Source organism: Collinsella aerofaciens (assembly GCF_040910245.1).
Lineage (GTDB): Bacteria > Actinomycetota > Coriobacteriia > Coriobacteriales > Coriobacteriaceae > Collinsella.
Window position 1 is genome coordinate 16936 of the sequence record NZ_JBDGAY010000005.1, and the last position, 22371, is coordinate 39306.

The 22371-nt window shown below is 60.7% G+C and carries 16 protein-coding genes; 11 read left to right on the forward strand and 5 right to left on the reverse strand.

The window, feature by feature from the left end; translation table 11 throughout:
- Positions 1-192: 192 nt before the first annotated feature.
- The 3 genes from glgP to galE form a co-directional block, all read right to left on the reverse strand.
- Positions 193-2460 (reverse strand): glycogen/starch/alpha-glucan family phosphorylase, encoded by a 2268-nt coding sequence (gene glgP, locus AB5Z20_RS02950; RefSeq protein ID WP_368156187.1) that lies wholly within the window; start codon positions 2458-2460, stop codon positions 193-195.
- A gap of 129 nt (positions 2461-2589) precedes the next feature.
- The gene (malQ, locus tag AB5Z20_RS02955) at positions 2590-4107 is read right to left on the reverse strand and encodes a 4-alpha-glucanotransferase (RefSeq protein WP_368156189.1); all 1518 of its coding nucleotides are present in this window, start codon (positions 4105-4107) and stop codon (positions 2590-2592) included.
- 209 nt (positions 4108-4316) lie between these two features.
- On the reverse strand, positions 4317-5378 hold the full coding sequence (galE, locus tag AB5Z20_RS02960; RefSeq protein ID WP_117564856.1) for a UDP-glucose 4-epimerase GalE: 1062 nt from the start codon (positions 5376-5378) through the stop codon (positions 4317-4319).
- A gap of 268 nt (positions 5379-5646) precedes the next feature.
- On the opposite strand from galE, the gene AB5Z20_RS02965 reads away from it, so the two are divergent.
- On the forward strand, positions 5647-6852 hold the full coding sequence (locus AB5Z20_RS02965) for a coiled-coil domain-containing protein (protein ID WP_368156190.1): 1206 nt from the start codon (positions 5647-5649) through the stop codon (positions 6850-6852).
- Positions 6853-7076: 224 nt separating this feature from the next.
- On the opposite strand, the gene AB5Z20_RS02970 is transcribed toward AB5Z20_RS02965, so the two are convergent.
- Together AB5Z20_RS02970 and murB are read right to left on the reverse strand one after the other, a co-directional pair.
- Positions 7077-8798, reverse strand: a complete 1722-nt coding sequence (locus tag AB5Z20_RS02970) for a GLUG motif-containing protein (RefSeq protein ID WP_368156192.1) — start codon at positions 8796-8798, stop codon at positions 7077-7079.
- 493 nt (positions 8799-9291) lie between these two features.
- A complete protein-coding gene (gene murB / locus AB5Z20_RS02975) occupies positions 9292-10254 on the reverse strand; it encodes a UDP-N-acetylmuramate dehydrogenase (RefSeq protein ID WP_349090295.1) in 963 nt (320 codons plus the stop codon).
- 240 nt (positions 10255-10494) lie between these two features.
- Here murB and AB5Z20_RS02980 point away from each other — a divergent pair, with 240 nt between their 5' ends.
- The 10 genes from AB5Z20_RS02980 (at position 10495) to hisI (ending at position 22344) form a co-directional block, all read left to right on the forward strand.
- Positions 10495-11523, forward strand: coding sequence for a LacI family DNA-binding transcriptional regulator (locus AB5Z20_RS02980; RefSeq protein ID WP_349090293.1), 1029 nt, complete (start codon positions 10495-10497; stop codon positions 11521-11523).
- Between the two features lie 204 nt (positions 11524-11727).
- The gene (locus tag AB5Z20_RS02985) at positions 11728-14256 is read left to right on the forward strand and encodes a phosphoketolase family protein (protein WP_349090292.1); all 2529 of its coding nucleotides are present in this window, start codon (positions 11728-11730) and stop codon (positions 14254-14256) included.
- A gap of 382 nt (positions 14257-14638) precedes the next feature.
- Positions 14639-16354, forward strand: coding sequence for an ATP phosphoribosyltransferase (hisG, locus tag AB5Z20_RS02990; RefSeq protein ID WP_368156193.1), 1716 nt, complete (start codon positions 14639-14641; stop codon positions 16352-16354).
- A gap of 105 nt (positions 16355-16459) precedes the next feature.
- On the forward strand, positions 16460-17893 hold the full coding sequence (hisD, locus tag AB5Z20_RS02995) for a histidinol dehydrogenase (RefSeq protein ID WP_368156194.1): 1434 nt from the start codon (positions 16460-16462) through the stop codon (positions 17891-17893).
- A 1-nt stretch (position 17894) separates the two neighbouring features.
- The gene (gene hisC, locus AB5Z20_RS03000; RefSeq protein ID WP_368156196.1) at positions 17895-19010 is read left to right on the forward strand and encodes a histidinol-phosphate transaminase; all 1116 of its coding nucleotides are present in this window, start codon (positions 17895-17897) and stop codon (positions 19008-19010) included.
- Positions 19011-19598: an imidazoleglycerol-phosphate dehydratase HisB gene (gene hisB, locus AB5Z20_RS03005; protein WP_368156197.1), complete on the forward strand. Its 588-nt coding sequence runs from the start codon at positions 19011-19013 to the stop codon at positions 19596-19598.
- A gap of 46 nt (positions 19599-19644) precedes the next feature.
- A complete protein-coding gene (gene hisH / locus AB5Z20_RS03010) occupies positions 19645-20346 on the forward strand; it encodes an imidazole glycerol phosphate synthase subunit HisH (RefSeq protein WP_195568488.1) in 702 nt (233 codons plus the stop codon).
- Positions 20343-21086: a HisA/HisF-related TIM barrel protein gene (locus tag AB5Z20_RS03015; protein WP_195361818.1), complete on the forward strand. Its 744-nt coding sequence runs from the start codon at positions 20343-20345 to the stop codon at positions 21084-21086. Before hisH ends, AB5Z20_RS03015 begins: the two co-directional genes overlap by 4 nt.
- A 3-nt stretch (positions 21087-21089) precedes the next feature.
- Positions 21090-21872 carry an imidazole glycerol phosphate synthase subunit HisF gene (gene hisF / locus AB5Z20_RS03020; protein ID WP_368156198.1) on the forward strand — a complete coding sequence of 261 codons (783 nt, stop codon included), beginning with the start codon at positions 21090-21092 and terminating at the stop codon, positions 21870-21872.
- A 142-nt stretch (positions 21873-22014) separates the two neighbouring features.
- Complete coding sequence (gene hisI / locus AB5Z20_RS03025) at positions 22015-22344, forward strand: phosphoribosyl-AMP cyclohydrolase (RefSeq protein WP_368156199.1); 330 nt, start codon at positions 22015-22017, stop codon at positions 22342-22344.
- Positions 22345-22371: the final 27 nt, after the last annotated feature.

Here is a 22371-nt window from a genome sequence, read left to right on the forward strand (position 1 = left end):
CAGATTGAGATAAACCCTAGGGAAAGAACCGGTTTGTCTTGATCTGTAGCAGGTAGGACCGTTTTGGCCGAATAGGTGTTACAGATTGAGACGATTTAGTCGAGGCGGCTCACAGGGGCAACGCACGGGCACAAAAAAACGGAGCCGTGTTGCCACGACTCCGTTCCTCAAGAGGATGGTAAGGGGAATGGGTTAGTCCAGGTGCCAAATCTCGTCGTTGTACTGGGAGATCGTACGGTCGGACGAGAAGGCGCCGGCGTTGGCGATGTTGATCAGCGCCTTGCGCATCCAGGCATCCTGGTCCTCGTAGTCGGCCAGCACGCGCTCCTTGGTCTGGATGTACTCCTCAATGTCGAGCAGGGCCATAAACCAGTCCTTGCCCTTGATGTCGTCGTGCAGACGCTGCAGGCGCTCCGCGTTGCCGGTCGCCATAAAGGCGGGGTTGGTGATGAAGTCCACCAGCAGTTTGATGCCGGGCTTGCGGTAGAGCGCGCCGGCGTTATAGCTGCCATTGGCGTAGAGCTGCTCGACCTGTTTGGACGAGGCGCCAAAGGTATAGATGTTCTCGTCGCCCACGAGCTCAGCAATCTCCACGTTGGCACCGTCGAGCGTGCACAGGGTCAGGGCGCCGTTGAGCATGAACTTCATGTTGGAAGTGCCGCTCGCCTCCTTGGAGGCCAGACTGATCTGCTCGGAGATGTCGGCGGCGGGGATTACGCGCTCGGCGGCGGTGACGTTGTAGTTCTCGATCATGACGACCTGCAGGTAGGGGGCCACGTCGGGGTCGTTGGCTATCCACTGGGACAGCGTCAGGATTAGGTGGATGATGTCCTGAGCGATGGTATAGGCAGGCGCTGCCTTGCCGCCAAAGATGATGGTGACGGGGTGCTTAGGCTTATTGCCGTTCTTGATGTCGAGATACTTCCAGATGATGTAGAGCGCGAGCATCTGCTGGCGCTTGTACTCGTGGATGCGCTTGACCTGAACGTCGATGATGGCGCCTGCGGGAATCGTCACGCCCTGCTCCAGGGCCATGAATTCGCGCATGATTGCCTTGGCCTCGGTCTTGGTGGCAGCCAGGCGCTCAAGAACATCTTTGTCGTCGGCGAACTTGGCGAGTTTGCTCAGATCGCCGGTGCTGCGCCAGTCGGTGCCGATCACATCGTCGAGCAGGTTGGCGAGCGCGGGGTTGGCGCCATGGATCCAACGGCGGAAGGTGATGCCGTTGGTCTTGTTGGAGAACTTCTCGGGATAGATTTCGTAGAACGGGTGAAGCTCGGTGTCCTCCAGGATCTTGGTGTGGAGTGCGGCGACGCCGTTGATGGAGAAGCCAAAGTGGATGTCCATGTGGGCCATGTGTACGGTGTCGTGCTCGTCGATGATGGCGACGCGCGGGTCGTCGTGCTCGGCCTTCGCGATCTCATCGAGCTTGACGATAATGTCGGCGATGGCGGGCGAGACCTTCTGCAGACTGGTGAGCGGCCACTTCTCGAGCGCCTCGGCAAGAATCGTGTGGTTGGTGTAGGCGACCATGGAGCGCACGATGGCAACGGCCTCGTCAAACTCGATGTCGTGCTCGGTGGTGAGCAGGCGGATGAGCTCGGGAATGACCATGGTGGGGTGCGTATCGTTGATCTGGACCACGGCGTAGTCGGCCAGGTCGTGCAAGTTGCTGCCGCGCTCGACGGCCTCGTCAATCAGGAGCTGGGCGGCGTTGCTCACCATGAAGTACTCCTGGTAGATGCGAAGAAGACGGCCCTGCTCATCGGAATCATCCGGATAGAGGAACAAGGTGAGGTTCTTGGCGATCTCGGTCTTGTCGAAGTCGATGGAGCTGCCGGGGACCAGGCCGTCATCGACGCTTGCCAAATCGAACAGACGCAGGCGGTTCTTGGTGGGCTGGCCGTAACCGGGCACATCGATGTTGACGAGCTTGGAGGTAACGGCAAAGTCGCCGAACTCGACGGTGTAGGAGCGGTCGTCATCGATCAGGATGTCCTGCTCGCTGAGCCACTCGTCGGGGACGGCCTTCTGCTGATTGTCGACAAAGCGTTGGCGGAACAGGCCGTAATGGTAGTTGAGGCCCACGCCGTCGCCGGTAAGGCCCAACGTTGCGATGGAATCCAAGAAGCACGCGGCCAGACGGCCCAGGCCACCGTTGCCGAGCGAAGGCTCGACTTCAAACTCCTCGACCTTATTGAGGTCGTGGCCGGCGGCGGTGAGCTGGTCCTTAACCTCGTCATAGATGCCGAGGTCGATCATGTTGTTGATGAGCAGCTTGCCGATCAAAAACTCGGCAGAGATGTAGTAGAGCTTTTTCTTGCCGTTGTTGAGCGGACAGGCGGCGGAGCGCTCCTGCACGAGCTTGACCAGCAGTTTGTAAATGCGGCGGTCATCGAGTTGCTCGGGCGAAGTTCCAAAAGACTGCTCGGCAAGATCAGCAAGATTGATACGGGGCATGCTTCCTCCTGTGGTGAGTTGACGACATGTCAGAAATTCAAAAGAAGCCCGCGCGAGGGGATTGGGGTGGCCTCGCGCGGGAAAAGCGGTCACGTCCGCACGGTGGGGTGGGGTCGGGCGCGGTGGCTTCTATTGGGGAAGCTCGATTTCGGCTTCCGACGGGATGCGGAAGTAGGTTTCGGTCCAGTCGGTAAGCTTGTGCTCGAGCTCGCGGGTGATGGCACCATCGAGCATGCGCCAAGTCCAGTTGCCGCCCAGGGTAGCGGGGGTGTTTATGCGTGCCTCGTTGCCCAGGTTGAGCAGGTCTTGCATGGTGTAGATGCAGGTATCGCTCACGCTGGCGGCGATGGTGCGGTTGAGTGCATCGGCCATGGGCTCGCCTGTCTGCTGGTGGGTGTACAGGGCCGCCTGCTCGCGCTGACGCGGGGTGGCCGTTCCCTCAAACCAACCGCGCGCCGTCTCGTTGTCGTGCGTGCCCACATAGGCGACGGTGTTGGCAATGTAGTTGTGCGGCAGGTAGTACGAGTTGGTGCCCTCAAAGGCGAATTGCAAGATCTTCATGCCGGGGAAGCCCGAGGTGTCGCGCATGTCGATGACGCCGGGGGTGAGGAAGCCCAGGTCTTCGGCGATGATGGGCAGCGTGCCGAGCTTTTCCTCGAGCGTCTTGAAGAACTTGAGGCCGGGGCCCTGTGTCCACGAGCCGTAGGACGAATCGGGTGAGGAGAACGGTACCTCCCAATAGGCCTCGAAGCCGCGGAAGTGATCCAGGCGGATGACATCGTACATGTCGAGGGCGGCGCGGATGCGGCCCTCCCACCAGGAGAAACCGTCGGCCTCCATGGCGTCCCAGTCATAGATGGGATTGCCCCAGTACTGGCCGGTGGCAGAGAACTGGTCGGGCGGCGTGCCAGCGACACTCACAGGATTACCGGCGGCGTCGATCTTAAAGAGCTCGGGCGTGGCCCACATCTCAACGGAGTCGCGCGAGACATAGATAGGCAGGTCGCCGATGATGAGGATGTCGCGCTCGTTGGCATAGGCCTTGAGGCGGCTCCACTGACGATCGAAGAAGTACTGCGTCATCTGGTGGTAGAGCATGCGCGCGGGATGGGCGGCGCAGACCTTGGCAGAAGCCTCACCGCGGGTACGGAGCTCTGCGGGCCACTCCCAAAATGCCTTGAGACCGCACTCCTCCTTGACGGTCATGAACTCGCAGTAGGGGATGAGCCAGTCTTCGTTGGTTTGGATAAAGCCGTCGAAGTCGGCCGGCTTGTCGGCGGCAAAGCGCTCGGCGGCGCGGTCGAGAATCTGACGACGGCCACCAAAGATGGCACCATAGTCGACATTGCTGGGGTCGGAGCCCAGGTACACGCCGTCGATATCGCGCTGCTCCAGATAGCCGGCCTCGATGAGTTCGGCAAAGTCAATGAAGTTGGGATTGCCCGCACGGGCCGAGAACGACTGATAGGGCGAGTCGCCATAGCTCGTCGTCGTAAGGGGCAGAATCTGCCAGTAATGTTGTTTGCACGAGGCAAGAAAATCGACAAAGTCGTAGGCATTCCAGCCAAAGCCGCCGATTCCGTACGGTCCGGGCAGAGACGAGATGGGCATGAGGACGCCGCTTGCACGCTCCATGAATGCGCTCACCAACCTTCTTGTTGTGGGGTCAGCCTGCCGATGGAAGAGCAGTCCGCCCCCGGTGTTCTGATTCGATACATCTATTGTAGAACATGTTGTTTAAACATGTACGGGCAAGATAAAAAAGTTGGCCCATTTTCGGTAAATGGTTACGCGCCATGAAAAAAGCCCCGGTCTCACATCGTGAGATCGGGGCAAGAACGGTATGTAGGTTTTTGCTACTCGGCGTCGGCGAAGCCGTTGGGGTTGTGGCTCTGCCAATTCCAGCTGTCACGGCACATATCCGCGATGTCGTACTGGGCCTTCCAACCCATCATGCGTTCGGCCTTGGAGGCATCGCACCAGTTGGCGGCGATGTCGCCGGCACGGCGCTCGCGGATCACATAGGGCAGCTCCTTGCCGCAAGCTTTGGAGAAGGCGGCGACGACCTCGAGTACCGAGGTGCCGGTGCCGGTGCCCAGGTTAAAGATCTCGACGCCGGTTTTGCCGTTCATCCAGTTAAGGGCGGCAACGTGACCAGATGCCAGGTCGCACACGTGGATGTAGTCGCGAACACCGGTGCCGTCGGGGGTGGGGTAATCGTTGCCAAAGACCTGAACGGCCTCGAGCTTACCGACGGCGACCTGGGCGACGTAAGGCACCAGGTTGTTGGGGATACCCTTGGGATCCTCGCCGATCAGGCCCGACGGATGGGCGCCGATGGGATTGAAGTAACGGAGCAGCACGACGTCCCACTCGGGGTCGGCGGTGTGGACGTCCATGAGGATCTGCTCAATCATCCACTTGGTCCAACCATAGGGGTTGGTCGCGGGCTTCTTGGGGTCCTCTTCGGTGACGGGCGGATTGTCCGGATCGCCGTAGACGGTCGAAGAGCTCGAGAAGATGATGGACTTACAACCGTGGTTGCGCATGACATCGATGAGCACCAGGGTGTTCTCGATATTGTTGTGGTAGTACTCGACGGGCTTGCTCACCGACTCGCCAACGGCCTTAAAGCCGGCGAAGTGGATGACGCGGTCAATCTGGTGGGTATCGAAGATCTTGTTCATCGCATCGCGGTCGAGCACGTTGGCCTCGTAGAAGGTGAGGTTCTTGGCGGCCTCGTCGCCCACGATGGTCTTGACGCGGTCGATGGCAACGGCGCTGGAGTTGGAGAGGTCATCGACGACGACAACCTGGTAGCCACCCTCGAGCAGCTGAACGACGGTGTGCGAGCCGATAAAGCCGGCGCCGCCGGTAACGAGGACGCAGGTGTCTTTGGGGTCGAGTGCTTTGGACATGTAGTCTCCTATCGAATCAGGAACACTTCTTGAGGGGAGTATAGCGCAGCTGGGGGCGCCCAAAACACGCGGGGCAGGAAAACCAGAGGATTGATGTTAACGTACTCATAGGGTGTTATTTGCATAATCCTTACCTTTGGTGTGGGACGTATTTGCGAGCCGCTGACCATGCTTTTCCAGCCGTTCGTGGAAATAGTTGGGACAAGCGCGATGTGCGTTAATATGTTTGAGTTGAGCGACATATAAATAAGCATGTAACGGAGTACATATGTCACCAAACAACGATTCCATCTTTACGCAGGAGCTTTCGCGCCGCACTGCCCTTAAGGCTCTTTTCGGTGCTGCTTCCGCGGCTGTTCTTTTTGGCCTGCCCGCCCGCGCCCATGCGGCTGAGGCCAGCCAAGAAACCACCGACAAACTGAATGCCGCCCAGGCCCAGCTCGACGAGGTCCAGGCCCAGCTCGACAGCATCGCTAATGAGTACGCGACGCTCGCCAACAAGAATGCCCAGACCCTCAGCGATATCGAGGGCGTACAGGGCCAGATTGACGAGACGCAGGCTCAGATCGACACCAAGAAGGCCGAGCTCAAAGAGAAGCGCAGCGATCTTTCCGATCGCGTTGCCGCCAGCTATAAGTCGGGCGGCACCAACATCTTGTCGTTGCTGCTCGCTTCTGGTTCGTTTGAGGAGCTCGTCGCCAACGCGCATTACGTCGAGAAGATCAACAAGAGCGACCGTGACGCCATCGAGGATATCCAGACCATCCAGAAAGAGCTCGATACGCAGAAGTCCGAGCTCGAGTCGCAGAAGGCCGACCTGGAGAAGCTCAAGGACCAGCAGACTGCTCAGATGCAGGACATGCAGGCCAAGCAGCAGGAGGTCCAGACGGTTCTGAACGGCCTTTCCGATGATGTTAAGGAGCTCATGGCCCAGCGCGATTCCGAGATTCTCGCTGCCGCTCAGGCCGAGGAAGCTGCCAAGAAGGTTGCCGCTGCCGCGGCTGCCGCAAACAAGAACAATTCCTATTCGGGTGGTTCAAGCTCGGGTGGCGGCTCGTATGCCGGCGGCACCCCGCAGCAGAATGCCGGCTCGGGCAAGCAGCAGGCCGTCGTCAATGCATGCTACTCCACGCCTTCGCCTGGCCTGAACTGGTGCGCCGCCTGGGTTACCAACGTGTTCCGCAACGCCGGCGTGGGCTACTTTGGCGGCAACGCGTGCGACATGTTTAACGCCTGGTGCTACAGCTCCGATCGTTCGGCGCTGCAGGTGGGCATGATCGTGGCCGACTCGTCGCACAGTGGCACCGGTACGCCGGGTCTGCTGTACGGACACGTGGGCATCTATGTTGGCGGCGGCATCGTTATGAGCAACGAGGGCGCCATCACGTCTAAGTCGCTTGACTCGTTCATTGGGTTCTACGGCACTGGCTCTGGCGTGCGCTGGGGCTGGCTCGGCGGTATTGCGCTGTCGTAAAGCCGACTGGGCCGCGTGCCCGCCCGCAATATATTTGATTGCCTGCTCGGGCAGTCCTGCGCAAGAAGAAGGCCACATTAAGTGGCCTTCTTTGCGTGCGGAACTCGCGATCAATCAAATATATTGCGGGCGGGCACGCGGCCCTCTCGGGTTCGGGGCGCTGCACACCGGACTGGTTGTCTGAATATAGGAAAGCGACGGCCCCTTGGGCTAAATACCAAGTTTTACTTTGCGCTGCGCTTTTTCTTTCCGCCGTAAACGGTTGTTAGGATTGCTGTACCGCCGCTGACGAACAACAGGGCGATCCACAAAGCAAGGCTGTTTCTATCGCCAGCCTTCGGAAGCTCATCGGTTGTTCCCGGTTTAGTGCTGGCAGGTTTTTTCTCTTTGGTGCTGGCGGGTTTTTTCTCAAGAGCAGCAATCGCATCTTCGATAGCCTTTGCCATTGCATCAACTTCGCTCTGTTCAGTGATGTTCTTGTCACGGACAACAGCTTTGACGGCAGCTTCTACCGCAGTGAAGTCTTTGTATTCATCTTTGTTCAGGGTATTTGCTTTGGCAATGGCTGCATCGACTTTGGTGTAGTCGGCAGGCAAATAAGTCATTGCAATGGTTTGCGTATGAGTTGCTGTATCAGCCGTAATCGTAATATTGGAATTGAAAACCTCGCAATTATCTGTGCTGACTTCGGCTTGATAAGTACCTGCCTCCAAATTGGCGGGGTTTGTTACTACCTGACCGTTCACTTTGATGGTTACATTTGTCAGTTCAGCAGGTGTTACAACAAAAGAAACTGCATATTTCGGTGCTGGCAGAATAGGTGTGCCATTTGGGTTAAATCGATAATTGCCACCAGCAGCAGTGATTTCATTAAAGAAATCTTCCGTTTTCATGGAGTCAAGGGTCTTTTCTGTTCCAGCATTCTGGTACTTAAAGCAAGCCGGGACATTCTCAGTTCCCACGAAATAATTGTTTTCAAAAGCAGGTGTATCAGAAGAAACACCGCCTGCAATGCCGCCCAAACGCTTATAAGGCGTAGTGGCAGTATATTGAGATAGATTCATTTCACCAGCGAAATAACAATGTTTGATTTCTGTACCTGCACCAACTGTCCCTGCGATGCCGCCGAAATCTGTGGTTCCGTTGCCAAGAGGAACCATTTTCCCTGTGGAATAACAATTGATAATCTTTGAAGCTTGATACAGCTGCCCAACGATTCCGCCGGTACAGGGCGTCCAAGAGGTCATCTCGCCCACATTAGCACAATACTGTACGGTACTGTTTTGAGCAACGCCTACGATACCGCCCATCTGGAAAGAGCTGACATCCTTCGTTATTGAAAAATTCCCCATGTTTTGGCAGTACTCAATCGTGCTATTTATTGCATATCCGCACATAGCCGCAGTACCGTTAATATATTTGTCTGTATCCGTGAACGACACATCTGAAACGCAGTCAGAAATTTTGCTGTCTGCTGCAACACCCGCTATCGTTCCAAAATAGACATACCCCGAATTGGATACATCCAGCTTGCCTTGAATTGTCAAACCGGAAATTTCAGCGCCGTAAACCTCACTGAATAATCCGAAGGACGGATATTCTGTCTTTCCATAGTTTTCGGAAAAATCTAAATTAGAAATCGTATGCCCGTTTCCGTAAAATTTGCCGCTGAAGTAATGCAACAGATTTCCATCAGCATCAAATGTGCTACCAATTGGTGTCCACGCAATACCGGTTAAATCCAAATCTGCATCAAGAGATACAACCGCATCTGTTTTATCGTCGTATTCGCCATTGTCCACAGCTTTTGCAAATTGCAAAAGCTCATCTACTGTTGTGATTGATGTTTTACTGCTTTGAGCGTTCTCTTCTGCAAAAGCTGTCATCGGAACAAGTGCCATCGCGAGACACAACGCAAGCAGAACGCCTAGAAGCTTCTTCTTCATTTTCATTCCTCCAAAATAATTCAATCCGCTACTTACTTCCTCCTACAGCGGACATGCCGGAGAAGATAGAAGGCTTGACCGGAAAAGATTGATTTGCCGGTCGTAGTTAGGACTTCAATATCAAACCACCATCCTTCCGGAAAACGCAAAAAGCCGAAGCCAAGGCATAATGCGCCCTGTCTTCGGCAACTGGATCGTTATTAATTGTATGAAATAAGACTTGAAACGCTGAAAAAGCGGCGCTATGCTCCCGCCGAGCCGAGCCGAGCCGAGCCGAGCCGAGCCGAGCCGAGCCGAGCCGAGCCGAGCCGAGCCGAGCCGAGCCGAGCCGAGAATAGGCGCTGCATTTCCATTCGCCATAGCCAAGCCCTCCTTCCCTCTTGTGATTCTCCACTTATGATTTTACCTACCAATTCAATCATAAGTGGGGGATTACAAAAGCCGAAAGGGAGAGGACTTCTTTACGAAGCCTCTCCCTTTCGGGGCCTTCTTTTTAGAGGAATTCTCCGATTCGGTGGACTTCGGGTTGTAGGTCTACTCCGAATTGGTCTTTGACGGTTGCTTGGATGTGGCGGATGAGTTCGTCGACGTCGGCGGCGGTGGCGTGGTTGGCGTTGACGATGAAGCCGCAGTGCTTCTCGCTCACTTGGGCGCCGCCGATAGCGTGGCCGCGCAGGCCGGCGTCCATGATGAGCTTGCCAGCAAAGTGGCCCTCGGGGCGCTTGAAGGTGGAGCCGGCGCTCGGCATGTCGAGCGGCTGCTTGTCCTCACGGCGTTGGCGGTAGTCGTCCATGTCGGCCTTGATCATCGCGGCGTTGCCCGGGGCGAGGTTAAAGGTGGCAGAGAGCACGATAAAGCCGTCGTCGGCGATGCGGCTCTTGCGATAGCCCAGGTTAAGCTCGTCGGCATCGAACTCAATGATATTGCCGCTGCCGCGGGTGCCGTCGTCGAGCGCGCGGGCGGGCTTATAGACGCGCACGGACTCCAAAACATCGGCCATGCAGGCACCGTAGGCGCCGGCGTTCATGTAGCAGGCGCCGCCGACCGATCCGGGGATGCCCGAGAGGGGCTCCATGCCGGTGAGGTGGGCTTCGGCGGCAGCCGCGGCGACATCGGAAAGCAGGGCGCCGGCTGCTGCCGTAACATGCGTGCCGTCGACGGTGATGTTAGAGAGGCCTTCGCCCAGTGCCACGACGACACCGCGGATGCCCTTGTCACCGACGAGTAAGTCGGAGCCGTTGCCCACGATGGTGAGCGGCAGATCGCAGCGGTAGCAGGTGTCAAGCGTGGCGACGAGGCCCTGCTCGGTATCGGGCGTGACAAAGACATCGGCCGGGCCGCCGATCTTAAACGTGGTGTGCTCGCGCATGGGCTCGCTCATGAGCACGTTGTCCTCGCCGGCAACTCCGGCGAGCGCGCAGAGCAGGTCCTCGTTGAAAAAGTCATTCTCGTGCATACGAATATCCGCCTTATGGTGGTCGTTTTCATTAATCGAATGCAATATACCCCACCCGGATGGATTTGGTGCAAAGCAACCTGACCCCAATGCATCGCATGGCGCAAAGGGGTCAGGTTGCTTTGCGCCAATCGCGGCGATAAAACAGCCGTCTACCGGATTGGTAAAGTGTTTATCATCAAGGTAGAGGGACGGTCGCTATACTTTCAAGAGATTGCGCGAATACTCGGAAGGAGCGAGATGGGCAACAAAGTTACTCTCAAGCAGATTGCCCAGGAGGTGGGGCTTTCCCCCTCGTCGGTCTCGCTTGTCCTTAACAACCGGCCCTGTCGAATCTCGGAAGAAAACCGCAAGCTCATCAAAGAGGTCGCGGCGCGCAACCATTATGTTCCTAACCAGATTGCGCGTAGCCTGGTCATGCGCGAGTCGCGCACACTGGGCCTTATCGTCCCTAACATCGAGAGCCGCTTTTTTGCCTCGCTCGCCGGCAGCTTGGAAAAGCGCTGCCGCGAGGACGGCTACGCGCTCTTTATTACCAGCTCGGGCGGAAGCGCCGAGGACGATCTGGAGCTGCTGCGCCAGCTGGTGACGCGCGGCGTCGACGGTGTGTTCTTGGTCGTGGGCGACGAGTTCTCGGACGACCGCGCCCTGCGCGAAGAAGTCAGTCATCTCCCCATTCCGGCCGTGATGGTTGACCGTGCCATTGAGGGACTCGAGTGCGACAAGGTGATGTTCGATCACGAGATGGGTGGCTACATGGCAACCCGCTATCTAATCGAGCAGGGCCACCGTCGCATTGCCTGCTTGGTTAATGCGCGCCGTTCCAATACGGGTCGTAAACGTCTTGCCGGCTACGAGCGTGCGCTGCGCGAGGTTGGCCTGCCTATTGACGCGCGTTTGGAGTTTGAGAGCGAGTACTACATTCCGAGCGCATACGAGGCCTCGGAGGCGGTGCTCGCAACTGACGCCACCGCCGTGTTCGCAAGCTCGGACAACATTGCCCTCGGTCTGCTCAAGCGCTTGCACGAGATGGGGAAGAGCATTCCGAGCGATATCTCGGTCGTAAGCTATGACAACTCGGCGGCCGACGTTCTCTTTGAGCCGGCGCTGACCGCGATTGAGCAGGATCCTGGTGTCCTTGCGGAGCATGCTTTTGGCTGCATGTCCAAGCGTCTTGCCGGTAGGGGCGGTAGACGTGCCGAAGAGGTCGTTCTGGAGCCGGCGCTTATCGTGAAGGGCAGCGTGCTCGAGCTTACTAAACACAACTAAACACGTTTATCAATTTGCAGAGACTGAATGTGGAACACCTGTGACAGGCAATGCCGCAGGTGAATGTCTGCTTTTGCCTTTCCAGATGGCAAATCAGGATGCTAAAACGTTTTTTCAACATGATAAAACGTTTTAGCAAATATACTAGTCCCAACGAATGGTTGCCGTATTGGAAGGCGACCGCACAGCGAAGGGACATAAACAATGGCTAAAACACTGGGGACGCCGTGGCAAAAGCTGGGCCACGAGGTACCGGCTTCCGAGCTCGAGGGCGTCGACCTGTATTGGCGCGCATCGAACTATCTGTCCGTCGGTCAGATCTACCTTCGCTCTAACCCGCTCATGCGCCCTGACTTTGTCGACGAGAAAACCGGTGAGGTGCGCGACTTTGGTCGCCCGGACGTTAAGCACCGCCTGGTCGGTCACTGGGGCACCACGCCCGGCATCAACTTCCTGTTCGGCCACGTCAACCGCCTTATTGCCGACCACAACCAGAACGCCATTTTCTTGATGGGCCCGGGCCATGGTGGCCCCGCCGGCACCGCCCAGTCGCTGCTCGATGGCACCTACCGTGAGATTCGCCCCGACATCACCAATGATGAGGCCGGCCTGCAGAAGTTCTTCCGCCAGTTCTCCTACCCCGGCGGCATCCCGAGCCACTTTGCGCCCGAGACGCCCGGCTCCATCCATGAGGGCGGCGAGCTCGGCTACACGCTCAGCCATGCCTACGGCGCCGTCATGGACAACCCGAGCCTGCTGGCCGTGGCCGTGGTGGGCGACGGCGAGTCCGAGACCGGTCCGCTCGCGACCTCTTGGCAGTCCAACAAGCTCGTGAACCCGGCAACCGACGGTATCGTCCTGCCGATCCTGCACCTCAACGGCTACAAGATCGCCAACCCCACCATCCTTGCCCGCGTGTCCGACGAAGAGCTCACCAAGTTCTTTGAGGGAATGGGCTATAAGCCGCACTTCTTTGTCGCCGGCTTTGACGACGAGAGCCACGCAAGCATTCACGCGCGTTTTGCCGCGCTGTTCGAGCAGGTCTTCGATGAGATCTGCGACATCAAGGCCACCGCGCAGGCCCAGGCCGCCGCGGGTGAGACCGTGGTCCGTCCGGCCTACCCCATGATTGTGTTTCGTACGCCCAAGGGTTGGACCTGCCCCAAGCAGATCGATGGCAAGAAGACCGAGGGCTCCTGGCGCGCCCATCAGGTGCCGCTGGCGAGTGCCAAGGACACCCACGAGCACTTCCGCGTGCTGCGCGAGTGGCTGCGCTCCTACAAGCCCGAGGAACTCTTTACGCCCGAGGGCCAGGTGCGCCCCGAGGTAACGGCCTTTATGCCGACCGGCGAGCTGCGCATCGGCGCCAACCCCAATGCGAACGGCGGCAAGGTGCGCCGCGAGCTCGAACTCCCCGATATTCATGCCCACGAGATTCCCGTCGCAAGTAAGGGTCACGGCTGGGGCTCCACCGAGGCCGCCCGCGTCTTTGGTGAGTACACCGCCGACGTTCTGGCCAAGAACATGGACGATTTCCGTATCTTCGGTCCCGATGAGACCGCGTCCAACCGCCTGCAGGCTGCCTACAAGGTGACCAAGAAGCAGTGGGATGCTGGCTTCTACGAGGACGATGCCAACGACGAGCTGCTGGCCGGTTCCGGTAAGGTCGTCGAGCAGCTGTCTGAGCACCAGTGCGAGGGCTTCCTCGAGGCCTACGTGCTCACCGGCCGCTCGGGTGTGTGGAGTTCCTACGAGAGCTTTGTCCACGTGGTCGATTCTATGGTCAACCAGCACTGCAAATGGCTCGAGGCCACCAAGCGCGAGATTCCGTGGCGTGCCCCCATTAGTGGTCTCAACATTTTGCTGTCGAGCCATGTCTGGCGCCAGGACCACAACGGCTTCTCGCACCAGGACCCCGGCTTTATCGACCTGCTGCTCAACAAGGCCAACGACACGCATATCGTGAATGCCTACTATCCGGCCGACGCCAACATGGCGCTTGCCGTTGCCGAGCGCGTCTACCAGTCCACCGACTGCGTCAACGCCATCTTCTGTGGCAAGCAACCCGCCCCCACCTTCCAGACGGTCGACGAGGCCAAGTCCGAGCTCGCCGAGGGCGTCGCGACCTGGGAGTGGGCATCGACTGCCGACTCGCTCGCCGAGGCCGACGTCGTGGTCGCCACGTGCGGCGACGTGCCGACGCTCGAGGCTCTGGCTGCAACCGACATGCTGCGCGAGCTGGGCATTAAGGTGTGGTTCGTCAACGTGGTCGACTTGCTCAAGATCCAGAACGTCTGCGAGAACGACCAAGCCATCAGCGATGAGCGCTGGGCTGAGCTGTTCGGCTGCGGCAAGAAGCCCGTGCTCTTTGCATTCCACGCCTATGCCGGCACGATTCGCCGCCTGATTTGGAACCGCCCCGGCCACGACGCCTTCCGCGTCCACGGCTACGAGGAGAAGGGCTCCACGACCACGCCGTTCGACATGCTGCGCCTGAATAACATGGACCGCTGGGCCCTGGCCGCCGACGTGCTGCGCATGGTCGACGCCGATAAGTTTGCCGAGCAGATTGATGAGTGGGAAGCCTTCCGCACCGAGGCCTTTGAGTTCGCGTGCGACGAGGGCTTCGATCACCCGGCCTTTACCGACTGGGTCTGGCCCGACGCCGCAGCCGCAACTACTGCCGACGGCGCACTCTCCGCAACGCAAATGACCGCAGGCGACAACGAATAGCATCCGGGACGGTCTCGCGCTGGGGCCTGCCCCGGGCGGGTTGCCTTGTTCCGGGAAGTGGGCTTCGCGAACTTCCCGGAACAAGGCAACCCGCCCGGAGCAGGCCCTCTCGACCGTTTCGATATGCGGGGGCTGATTATTTTTTATGTAATGGGGACCTTGCTTACGCTGCCTTAGAAGCCGTGCATCTAACTATGGTCAGCCAAGATTACATTGCCGGGGCCGCGAGCGATCCGCTCCTATGTTTCCAAATGAATACGGTGTGAGCGGCTGCGACGGATTTGCCCCGCAAACACTCTAGTATGCTAAAGTACCCAGAAGACCGGCGGAGCTATGCCGGTCTTTCGTTCTATATGAAACACAGCATGAGGAGGCTCACCAGATGACGGCCACACCGTGGGGATTCCGGGACATATTGCCCGAGGAGGCTCAGGCGCGCGAGGAGATTGCGCTGACGGTGAAGGGCTGCTTCAGGGAGCATCGTTACCTTCCGGTCGAGACGCCGCTGCTCGAGGACAAGAGTTCGCTTGAGGAAGGCGGACGCATTGCGGACACGCCGTTTAAGCTCTTTGATGATGACGGTCGCCTGCTGGTGGTCCGTCCCGACAACACGCTGCCGATCGTGCGCTTGGTTTCGACCCGCATGCGCGCGGCCGATTTGCCGCTGCGCCTTCGCTACGAGGCGCCGGTGGTTCGTGAGTGCCAGCGCAATGCCGGCGGCTCGCGCCAGTTTACACAACTGGGCTTTGAGCTAATCGGTGCGGGCGATACCGCGGGCGATGTCGAGATTGTCTCGCTCGTGGCCGAGGCGGTGCGCAAGCTGGCGCTGCCCGATGCACGCATCATCGCAGGTAGCGTACGCCCGTTTAAGGAGCTGCTCGCGGCGTGCGAGGATCGCGAGCTGGCTGCCGAGGCGCTGTGCTGCGTGCACGCCAACGACTTTGTGGGCCTCGATGCCCGCGTGGCGGCAAGCGTCGAGTCCGATGCCGTCAAGGCCGCCATTTGCGAGCTGCCGCGTCTGCACGGCGGTGCCGAGGTGCTCGACCGCGTGGACACGCTGCTGGAGGCCGCCAGCATCGTCGCGCCGCTGACGCGCGAGTTGCGTGCTCTGGTCGAGGGCCTGGCTCCCGAGGACGCCCAGGTGCTGTCGTTCGACTTCTCCATCATGAACTCTTTTGATTACTACACGGGCCTGGTCTTTAAGGCCTACGCCGGCGGTCTGCCCGATCCAGTTGGCTCGGGCGGTCGCTACGACTCCATCTTTACCGGCGCATTTGGCGCGGGGCTCGAGGTGCCGGCGGCGGGCTTCGCCTTTTCGCTCGAGCGTCTGGAGGCCGCGCACACCTCGGCCGAGGACGCCGCTTCCGACGGCGATCACGCCGTGGGCCGTGGCGCCGAGGGTCCGCTGCGCATTGCCGTGCCCAAGGGTTCGCTTAAGGCCGACACCCTTGACGTGCTCGAGGCCGCGGGGCTGGACGTCTCTGAGCTGCGTGACCCCGGCCGTCACCTGATTGTGCGCGGTCGCGACACGCGTGCCGGCAAGGGTACGGTCGGCGATATCGAGTTTGTCATTGTGCGCCCCAGCGACGCGCCCGCCTTTGTGGGCTGCGGCGGCGCCGACTGCGGCATCTGCGGTTGGGACTCGCTTATCGAGGCCGACCTCAACCTGCTGCAGCTGGTCGATCTGGGCTACGGCCTGTGCACCTTTATCGAGGCGGAGCCCGCGTGGCGTGCCGGCCAGGCCGAGCGCAACTATGCCCGCCGCGGGTCGCTTCGTGTGGCCACCAAGTATCCGCGCATTGCGAGCGCCTGGTATGCCGAGCGCGGCGTGAATGCCGATATCGTCTCGCTACACGGTAACATCGAGCTGGGCCCCATCGTCGGTATGACCGACCGTATCGTGGACATTACTGCCACGGGCGCCACGTTGCGCGATAACAACCTGGTTATTACTGGTCGCATTATGGACTGCACGGCGCGCTTCTTTGTCAATCCGGGTGCCGCTCGCCTGGATCCGCGCGTTCGCAACTTGGCCGATCGCTTGGCAGCTGCTGTTAAGGACAAGCATTTTGAGCCCGTCGCGGGCTCGGCACAATAGCGCGAGCACGCACGGGCGCCCCCATATCCGGGCTGCGTGCCGATTGGCGCCGCCGCCCGGCCTTTCGTTTTTCGAACACAACCTCGACCGATAGGGGATACCGATATGAAGACTATCAAGCTTGCTCCCGGTGAGCGCCTCGGTACCAACCAGCTCAACCGCAAGGGCGTGCTGCCGCAAAACATCGTCGACGCCGCCCGTGATATCGTGGCCAACGTGCGCGCCAACGGTGATGCCGCGGTGCGCGATTACTGCCAGCGTTTTGACGGTGTTGAGCTGCAGAGTTTTCGCCTACCGCAGGAGCATATCGATGCTGCGCTCGAAGGCCTTGATCCTGCCTTTGTCGCCGCGCTCGAGAAGGCCGCACACCAGATTCGCGAGTTCCACCAGCGCGAGGTCGAGCAGAGCTGGTTTACCACGCGCCCGGACGGCACGATGCTCGGCGTTAAGGTGACCCCGCTTGCCGCTGCCGGCATCTATGTGCCGGGCGGTCGCGCGCAGTATCCCTCTACCGTGCTCATGAACGCCATTCCCGCCAAGGTGGCCGGCGTCAAACGCGTGGTCATGGTGACCCCGCCGCAAAAGGACGGCCTGATCAGCCCCTACACGCTCGCGGCGGCAAAGCTCGGCGGCGTGGACGAAATCTATATGGTGGGCGGCGCTCAGGCCGTGGCCGCGCTGGCGTACGGTACCGAGACCATTCCGCGCGTCGACAAAATCACCGGTCCGGGCAACGCCTTTGTCGCTGCGGCCAAGCAGATTGTCTCGGGTGACGTGGGTATCGACATGGTCGCCGGTCCCTCCGAGGTCTGTGTGCTGGCCGATGCCACGGCCAAGCCTATGGTGGTCGCGGCCGACCTGATGGCCCAGGCCGAGCACGATCCGCTGGCTGCCTGCTACCTGGTGACCTGCGACGAGCAGTTTGCGCGTGAGGTCGAGGCGGGTATTGACATCCTGGTGGCGCAGTCACCGCGTGCCGAGATCACGCGCGCCTCGCTCGATAACGAGGGCACCATCGTAGTGGCCGCCGACATGGCCGCTGCCGTCGAGGCGGTGAACACCGTGGCGCCCGAGCACCTTGAGCTGCACTGCAAGGACGCGATGGGCCTGCTCGGCGGCATCCGCAACGCCGGCGCCATCTTTGTGGGCGCCTGGAGTTCCGAGCCGCTCGGCGATTATGTTGCCGGCCCCAACCACACGCTGCCGACCGGCGGCACGGCCATGTTCTCCAACTCGCTTTCGGTCGAAGAGTTCGTTAAGCGCTCGAGCGTCATTTGCTATACGCCCGAGGGCTTGCTCTCGGACGCTCCCGCCACACAGCGTCTGGCCGAGGCCGAGGGCCTGTGGGCGCACGCGCTTTCTGTCGCTCTGCGTCGTCGCGTGCTGGAGCAGGGCGAGGATGCCGTGAGTGCCGAGTCTCTGGCCGCGGCCGACCTGACCAAGGTCGCCTGGCCGGGCGATACGACCGCGACGGTTGCCGAGGGTGTGGACCTGGCGGCTGCGGGCGGTGCCGCTGGCGCGGTCGTCGGGGAGGCCTAATATGGCCGAGCTGACGTCTCGTATGAAGGAGCTTGTCCAGCCTTACCTGGCCGGCATTGAGCCCTACGATCCCAACTTTACGCCCACGCGCATCAACCTTTCGGCCAACGAGAACACCTATCCCGTGCCGGCCGGCGTGCGCGAGGCGATCGACGCGGCCCTGGCTGCTACACCGCTCAACCGCTATCCCGATCCCATGTCAAACGACCTGCGCGACGAGCTCGCTGCCTGGCATGGCGTGACGCGCGAGAACATCTGCGTGGGCAACGGCGGTGACGAGCTGCTCTATAACTATCTGCTGGCGTTTGGCGGCGCGGGGAGGACTCTGCTCAACTGCCCGCCGTGCTTTAGCGAGTATGCCTTCTTTGCGTCTCTGTGCCAGACCGAGGTGCGCGACGTTTGGCGCGACCCGGCGACCTTTGAGCTCGACCAAGCTGCTGTGCTCGCGGCGGCGCCGGAGTGCAACCTGGCAATCGTGACCTCGCCCAACAATCCCACGGGTGATGTGGCGCCGCTCGACTTTGTCGCGGCGCTGTGCGATGCGTGCCCCGGCATGGTAATGGTCGACGAGGCCTACGTTGAGTTTGCCGACGATTCGTTTGGCGCGGCCACCACGGCGCAGGGGCTTATTGCCGAGCATCCCAACCTGGTGATTCTGCATACGCTGTCCAAGGCGTTTGGCGCCGCCGGCACGCGCCTGGGCTACGTGATCGCGGCGCCCGAGGTCATCGACGTGTTCGCGGCGATTCGCCAGATCTATTCGGTTAATGTGCTGAGCCAGGCCGCCGCGCTTGCCTGCGTGCGTGCCCGCGATGCGTACGCGCCCGTGGTGGCACAGGTTGCATCCGAGCGCGAGCGCGAGCTGGCTGCTCTGCGCGCGATGGCTGCCGAGGGCTTGCCCGTGGAGGCGTGGCCGAGCGCGGCGAACTTTGTGCTCGTACGCACGCCACATGCCACGCGCGTGCGCGAGCGCCTGCGCGACGAGTATTCGATTTTGGTGCGCGACTTTAGCTATGCGCCGGGTCTTGCGGACTGTCTGCGCATTACCGTGGGCACCCCGCAGGAAAACGATGAGGTGCTGGCTGCGTTTGTCGCGCTGGTGAAGGAGGAGATGTAGATGGGCCGCCATGCCGAGGTAACCCGTAAGACGGGGGAGACCGATATTGTCGTCAAGCTCGACCTGGACGGATGCGGCGTGTGCGATATCTCGACTGGCGTGCCGTTTTTCGACCACATGCTCAACGCTTTTGGCCGCCATGGTCTGTTCGATCTGACGGTGCACGCGGTGGGCGACGTGGAGGTCGATGCGCACCACACCGTCGAGGACACGGGTATCGTGCTGGGCGAGGCGTTTTGCCAGGCGCTGGGCGACAAGGCGTGCATTACGCGCTTTGCCGACGCGGCGATCGCCATGGACGAGACGCTCGTGATGGCCGCCGTGGATATCTCGGGCCGTGGCCAGGCCTACTGCGAGCTGCCCGTACCGACCGAGCGCGTGGGCAGCTTTGATACTGAGCTAGCCGTCGAGTTCTTCTATGCCTTCGCGCGCGATGCCAAACTAACGCTGCACGTGCGCGAGCTGGCGGGCGGCAATTCGCACCACATTATCGAGGCCGCCTTTAAGGCCGTGGGCCGCACGATGCGCCACGCCTGCGAGCTCGATCCCCGCGTGCAGGGCATCCCCAGCACCAAGGGCTCACTGTAACCTGTCCCTTTTTGGCGGGTTTTGAATGAGAAAAGGGAGGGGTCGCGTGGGCGAACCGAAGATCGTGGTGGTCGACTACCACAAGGGCAACTTGTCGAGCGTTGCGCGCGGGCTTGCGCGCGCCGGTGCCGCCGCCTGCACGTCGGACGATCCGGAGCAGATCCGCAACGCCGACGGCCTGGTCATCCCGGGCGTGGGCGCGTTTTACGACGCGGTCGCCTTTATGCGCGAGGGCGGCGAGGCGGACGCGGTGCTCGACGCCGTTGCCGCCGGAACTCCGTTGCTCGGCATCTGCCTGGGCCTTCAGTTGTTTTTTGAGCGCGGCAACGAGGGCGTTCCTGCGAGCGAGAGCGCGGTCGCCGACGGCAACGCCTCCGAGCGGGCCGGTGTCCTCTGGGTCGATGGCCTGGGTATTATGCGCGGTTCGTGCACGCGCCTGGAGTCGAGCCGCCTGAAGGTGCCGCACGTGGGCTGGGACCAGGTGCACATGACGCCCGCCGGTGCGGCCGATCCGCTGCTTACTGGTTTTGCCGAGGGTGCCAACATGTACTTCACCCACAGCTACGCGGTGGCCGACGATTCCGATGCCGCCGATGTGCTGGCGCGCACGCACTATACGCGGAGCTTCCCGTGCATCGTGCGCCATGGCAACGTGTGGGGTTGCCAGTTCCATCCCGAGAAATCCTCCGCGCTGGGTCAGCGCATCCTTAAGAACTTCGTCAACATCGTCGAGGAGGCCGGCCGATGATCCTGTTTCCCGCAATCGATCTGATCGGCGGCAAGGTCGTGCGCCTGGAGCGCGGCGACCGGAGTCGCTGCAAGGTATATTCCGACGACCCCGTGGCCGTTGCTCGCTCGTTTGCCGAGCAGGGCGCAAGCTGGGTGCACGTCGTCGACCTGTCCGCTGCCTTTGGCGAGGACGAGGACACATGCGCTGCCAACTCGGCGGCGATTAAGGCCATCTGCGGCGTCAACGGTCTGTCCGTGGACGTGGGCGGCGGCGTCCGCTCGCTCGCGCGCATCGACGAGTTGGCCGGCTACGGTGCGCGCCGCATCGCACTAGGCACGGTGCTCGTGACCGAGCCGGGTTTTGCCGAGGTGGCGGCCCAAGGCTTTGGCGAGCTGTTGGTGGCAGATATTGCCGCACGCGACGGCCAGGTCAAGGTGAATGGCTGGCGTGACGGCGCGGGCGTGGCGCTCGACGACGCCGTGGCGCAGCTTTCCGAGCTGGGTTTTAAGCATCTGGTGTATACCGACATTGCGCGCGATGGCATGCAGGCGGGCATCGATGTGGCGGCGTATCGCCATGTGGCCGAGGTCGCGGGCTTTCCCGTCGTGGCATCGGGTGGCATCTCGACGCTCGACGACATCCGCGCGCTGGCCGCAGTGCGTGAGGGCGCGATTGAAGGTGCCATTACCGGTCGCGCGCTCTACGAGGGCAACTTTACGCTGGTACAGGCGCTGACCGCCGCCCGAGGGGAGGAGTAGCCCATGCTTACCAAACGTGTGATTCCCTGCCTGGACGTCAAGGACGGCCGTGTGGTCAAGGGCGTCAACTTTGTGAGCTTGCGCGATGCGGGCGATCCGGTGGAGCTGGCGCGCGCCTACGACCGCGAGGGTGCGGACGAGGTCGTCTTCTTGGACATTACCGCCACGAGCGACAACCGTGCGACGACCATCGAGATGGCGGCGCATGCGGCCGAGGAGCTAGCCATTCCCTATACCGTGGGCGGCGGTTTTCGCGACCTGGCGGGCATGCGCACCATGGTTGCAGCCGGTGCCGACAAGGTGTCGCTCAACTCTGCCGCCGTGCGCGACCCGTCGCTGATTAGCCAGGCTGCCGCGGCGTTTGGTAGCCAGGCCGTGGTCGTGGCGATCGATGCCAAGCGCGTCGATTTGCCCGGCGCATCTGGTGCCGACAAGTGGGAGGTCTTCACGGCGGGCGGCCGCAACGCCACGGGCATCGACGCGGTGGCGTGGGCCGAGGAGGCGGCTCGTCGCGGCGCCGGCGAGATCCTGCTCACCAGTATGGACCGCGACGGCACCAAGGCCGGATTTGACCTGGCGCTCACCCGCGCCGTGGCGCGCGCGGTGCCGATTCCGGTGATTGCGAGCGGCGGTGTGGGCGCGCTCGAGCATTTTGCCGAGGGCGTGATTGAGGGCGAGGCCGATGCCGTGCTGGCGGCGAGCGTCTTTCACTTTGGGACGTTCAGCATTCGCGAAGTCAAAGAGTATATGGCCTCTCAAGGCATCCCTGTCAGGTTGGACTTCTAGCGCTGCGGCTTGCCCAGGCACCCGACCTTCCGGCTCCAACCCTCCTCGCGTACTTAAGTACGCGTCGTCGGGCTTGTCGCTCGGAATCTCGGGCACCTGGACAACCCTCGCCGACCTGCGAAGTTTGAATTTGGGGAGAGAAATGGAAGAGATAACCGATCCTTCAAAGCTTACGTACGACGCCCGCGGGCTGATTCCTTGTGTGGTTCAGCAGTATGACACCGGCGAGGTGCTTATGGTTGCTTGGATGAACGAGGAGTCGGTGGGGCTGACGCTCAAGACCGGTACCACGTGGTTTTGGAGCCGCAGTCGCCAGGAGCTCTGGAACAAGGGCGCGACGAGCGGCAATATGCAGGAGGTCAAGGAGCTTTGGGCCGACTGCGATAGCGATACGCTGCTGGTCAAGGTTGACTCGCCGGGTCCGGCCTGCCATACCGGCAACCGTACCTGCTTCTTTAAGAAACTCGCGTAGGGCGGGCGCTCGATTAGACGCTCGGCC

Bases quoted from the DNA above. Each gene is read 5' to 3' on its own strand.
- glgP (WP_368156187.1), bottom strand. From the start codon at position 2,460: ATGCCCCGTATCAATCTTGCTGATCTTGCCGAGCAGTCTTTTGGAACT.
- galE (WP_117564856.1), bottom strand. From the start codon at position 5,378: ATGTCCAAAGCACTCGACCCCAAAGACACCTGCGTCCTCGTTACCGGC.
- AB5Z20_RS02965 (WP_368156190.1), top strand. From the start codon at position 5,647: ATGTCACCAAACAACGATTCCATCTTTACGCAGGAGCTTTCGCGCCGC.
- AB5Z20_RS02970 (WP_368156192.1), bottom strand. From the start codon at position 8,798: ATGAAGAAGAAGCTTCTAGGCGTTCTGCTTGCGTTGTGTCTCGCGATG.
- murB (WP_349090295.1), bottom strand. From the start codon at position 10,254: ATGCACGAGAATGACTTTTTCAACGAGGACCTGCTCTGCGCGCTCGCC.
- AB5Z20_RS02980 (WP_349090293.1), top strand. From the start codon at position 10,495: ATGGGCAACAAAGTTACTCTCAAGCAGATTGCCCAGGAGGTGGGGCTT.
- AB5Z20_RS02985 (WP_349090292.1), top strand. From the start codon at position 11,728: ATGGCTAAAACACTGGGGACGCCGTGGCAAAAGCTGGGCCACGAGGTA.
- hisG (WP_368156193.1), top strand. From the start codon at position 14,639: ATGACGGCCACACCGTGGGGATTCCGGGACATATTGCCCGAGGAGGCT.
- hisD (WP_368156194.1), top strand. From the start codon at position 16,460: ATGAAGACTATCAAGCTTGCTCCCGGTGAGCGCCTCGGTACCAACCAG.
- hisC (WP_368156196.1), top strand. From the start codon at position 17,895: ATGGCCGAGCTGACGTCTCGTATGAAGGAGCTTGTCCAGCCTTACCTG.
- hisB (WP_368156197.1), top strand. From the start codon at position 19,011: ATGGGCCGCCATGCCGAGGTAACCCGTAAGACGGGGGAGACCGATATT.
- AB5Z20_RS03015 (WP_195361818.1), top strand. From the start codon at position 20,343: ATGATCCTGTTTCCCGCAATCGATCTGATCGGCGGCAAGGTCGTGCGC.
- hisF (WP_368156198.1), top strand. From the start codon at position 21,090: ATGCTTACCAAACGTGTGATTCCCTGCCTGGACGTCAAGGACGGCCGT.
- hisI (WP_368156199.1), top strand. From the start codon at position 22,015: ATGGAAGAGATAACCGATCCTTCAAAGCTTACGTACGACGCCCGCGGG.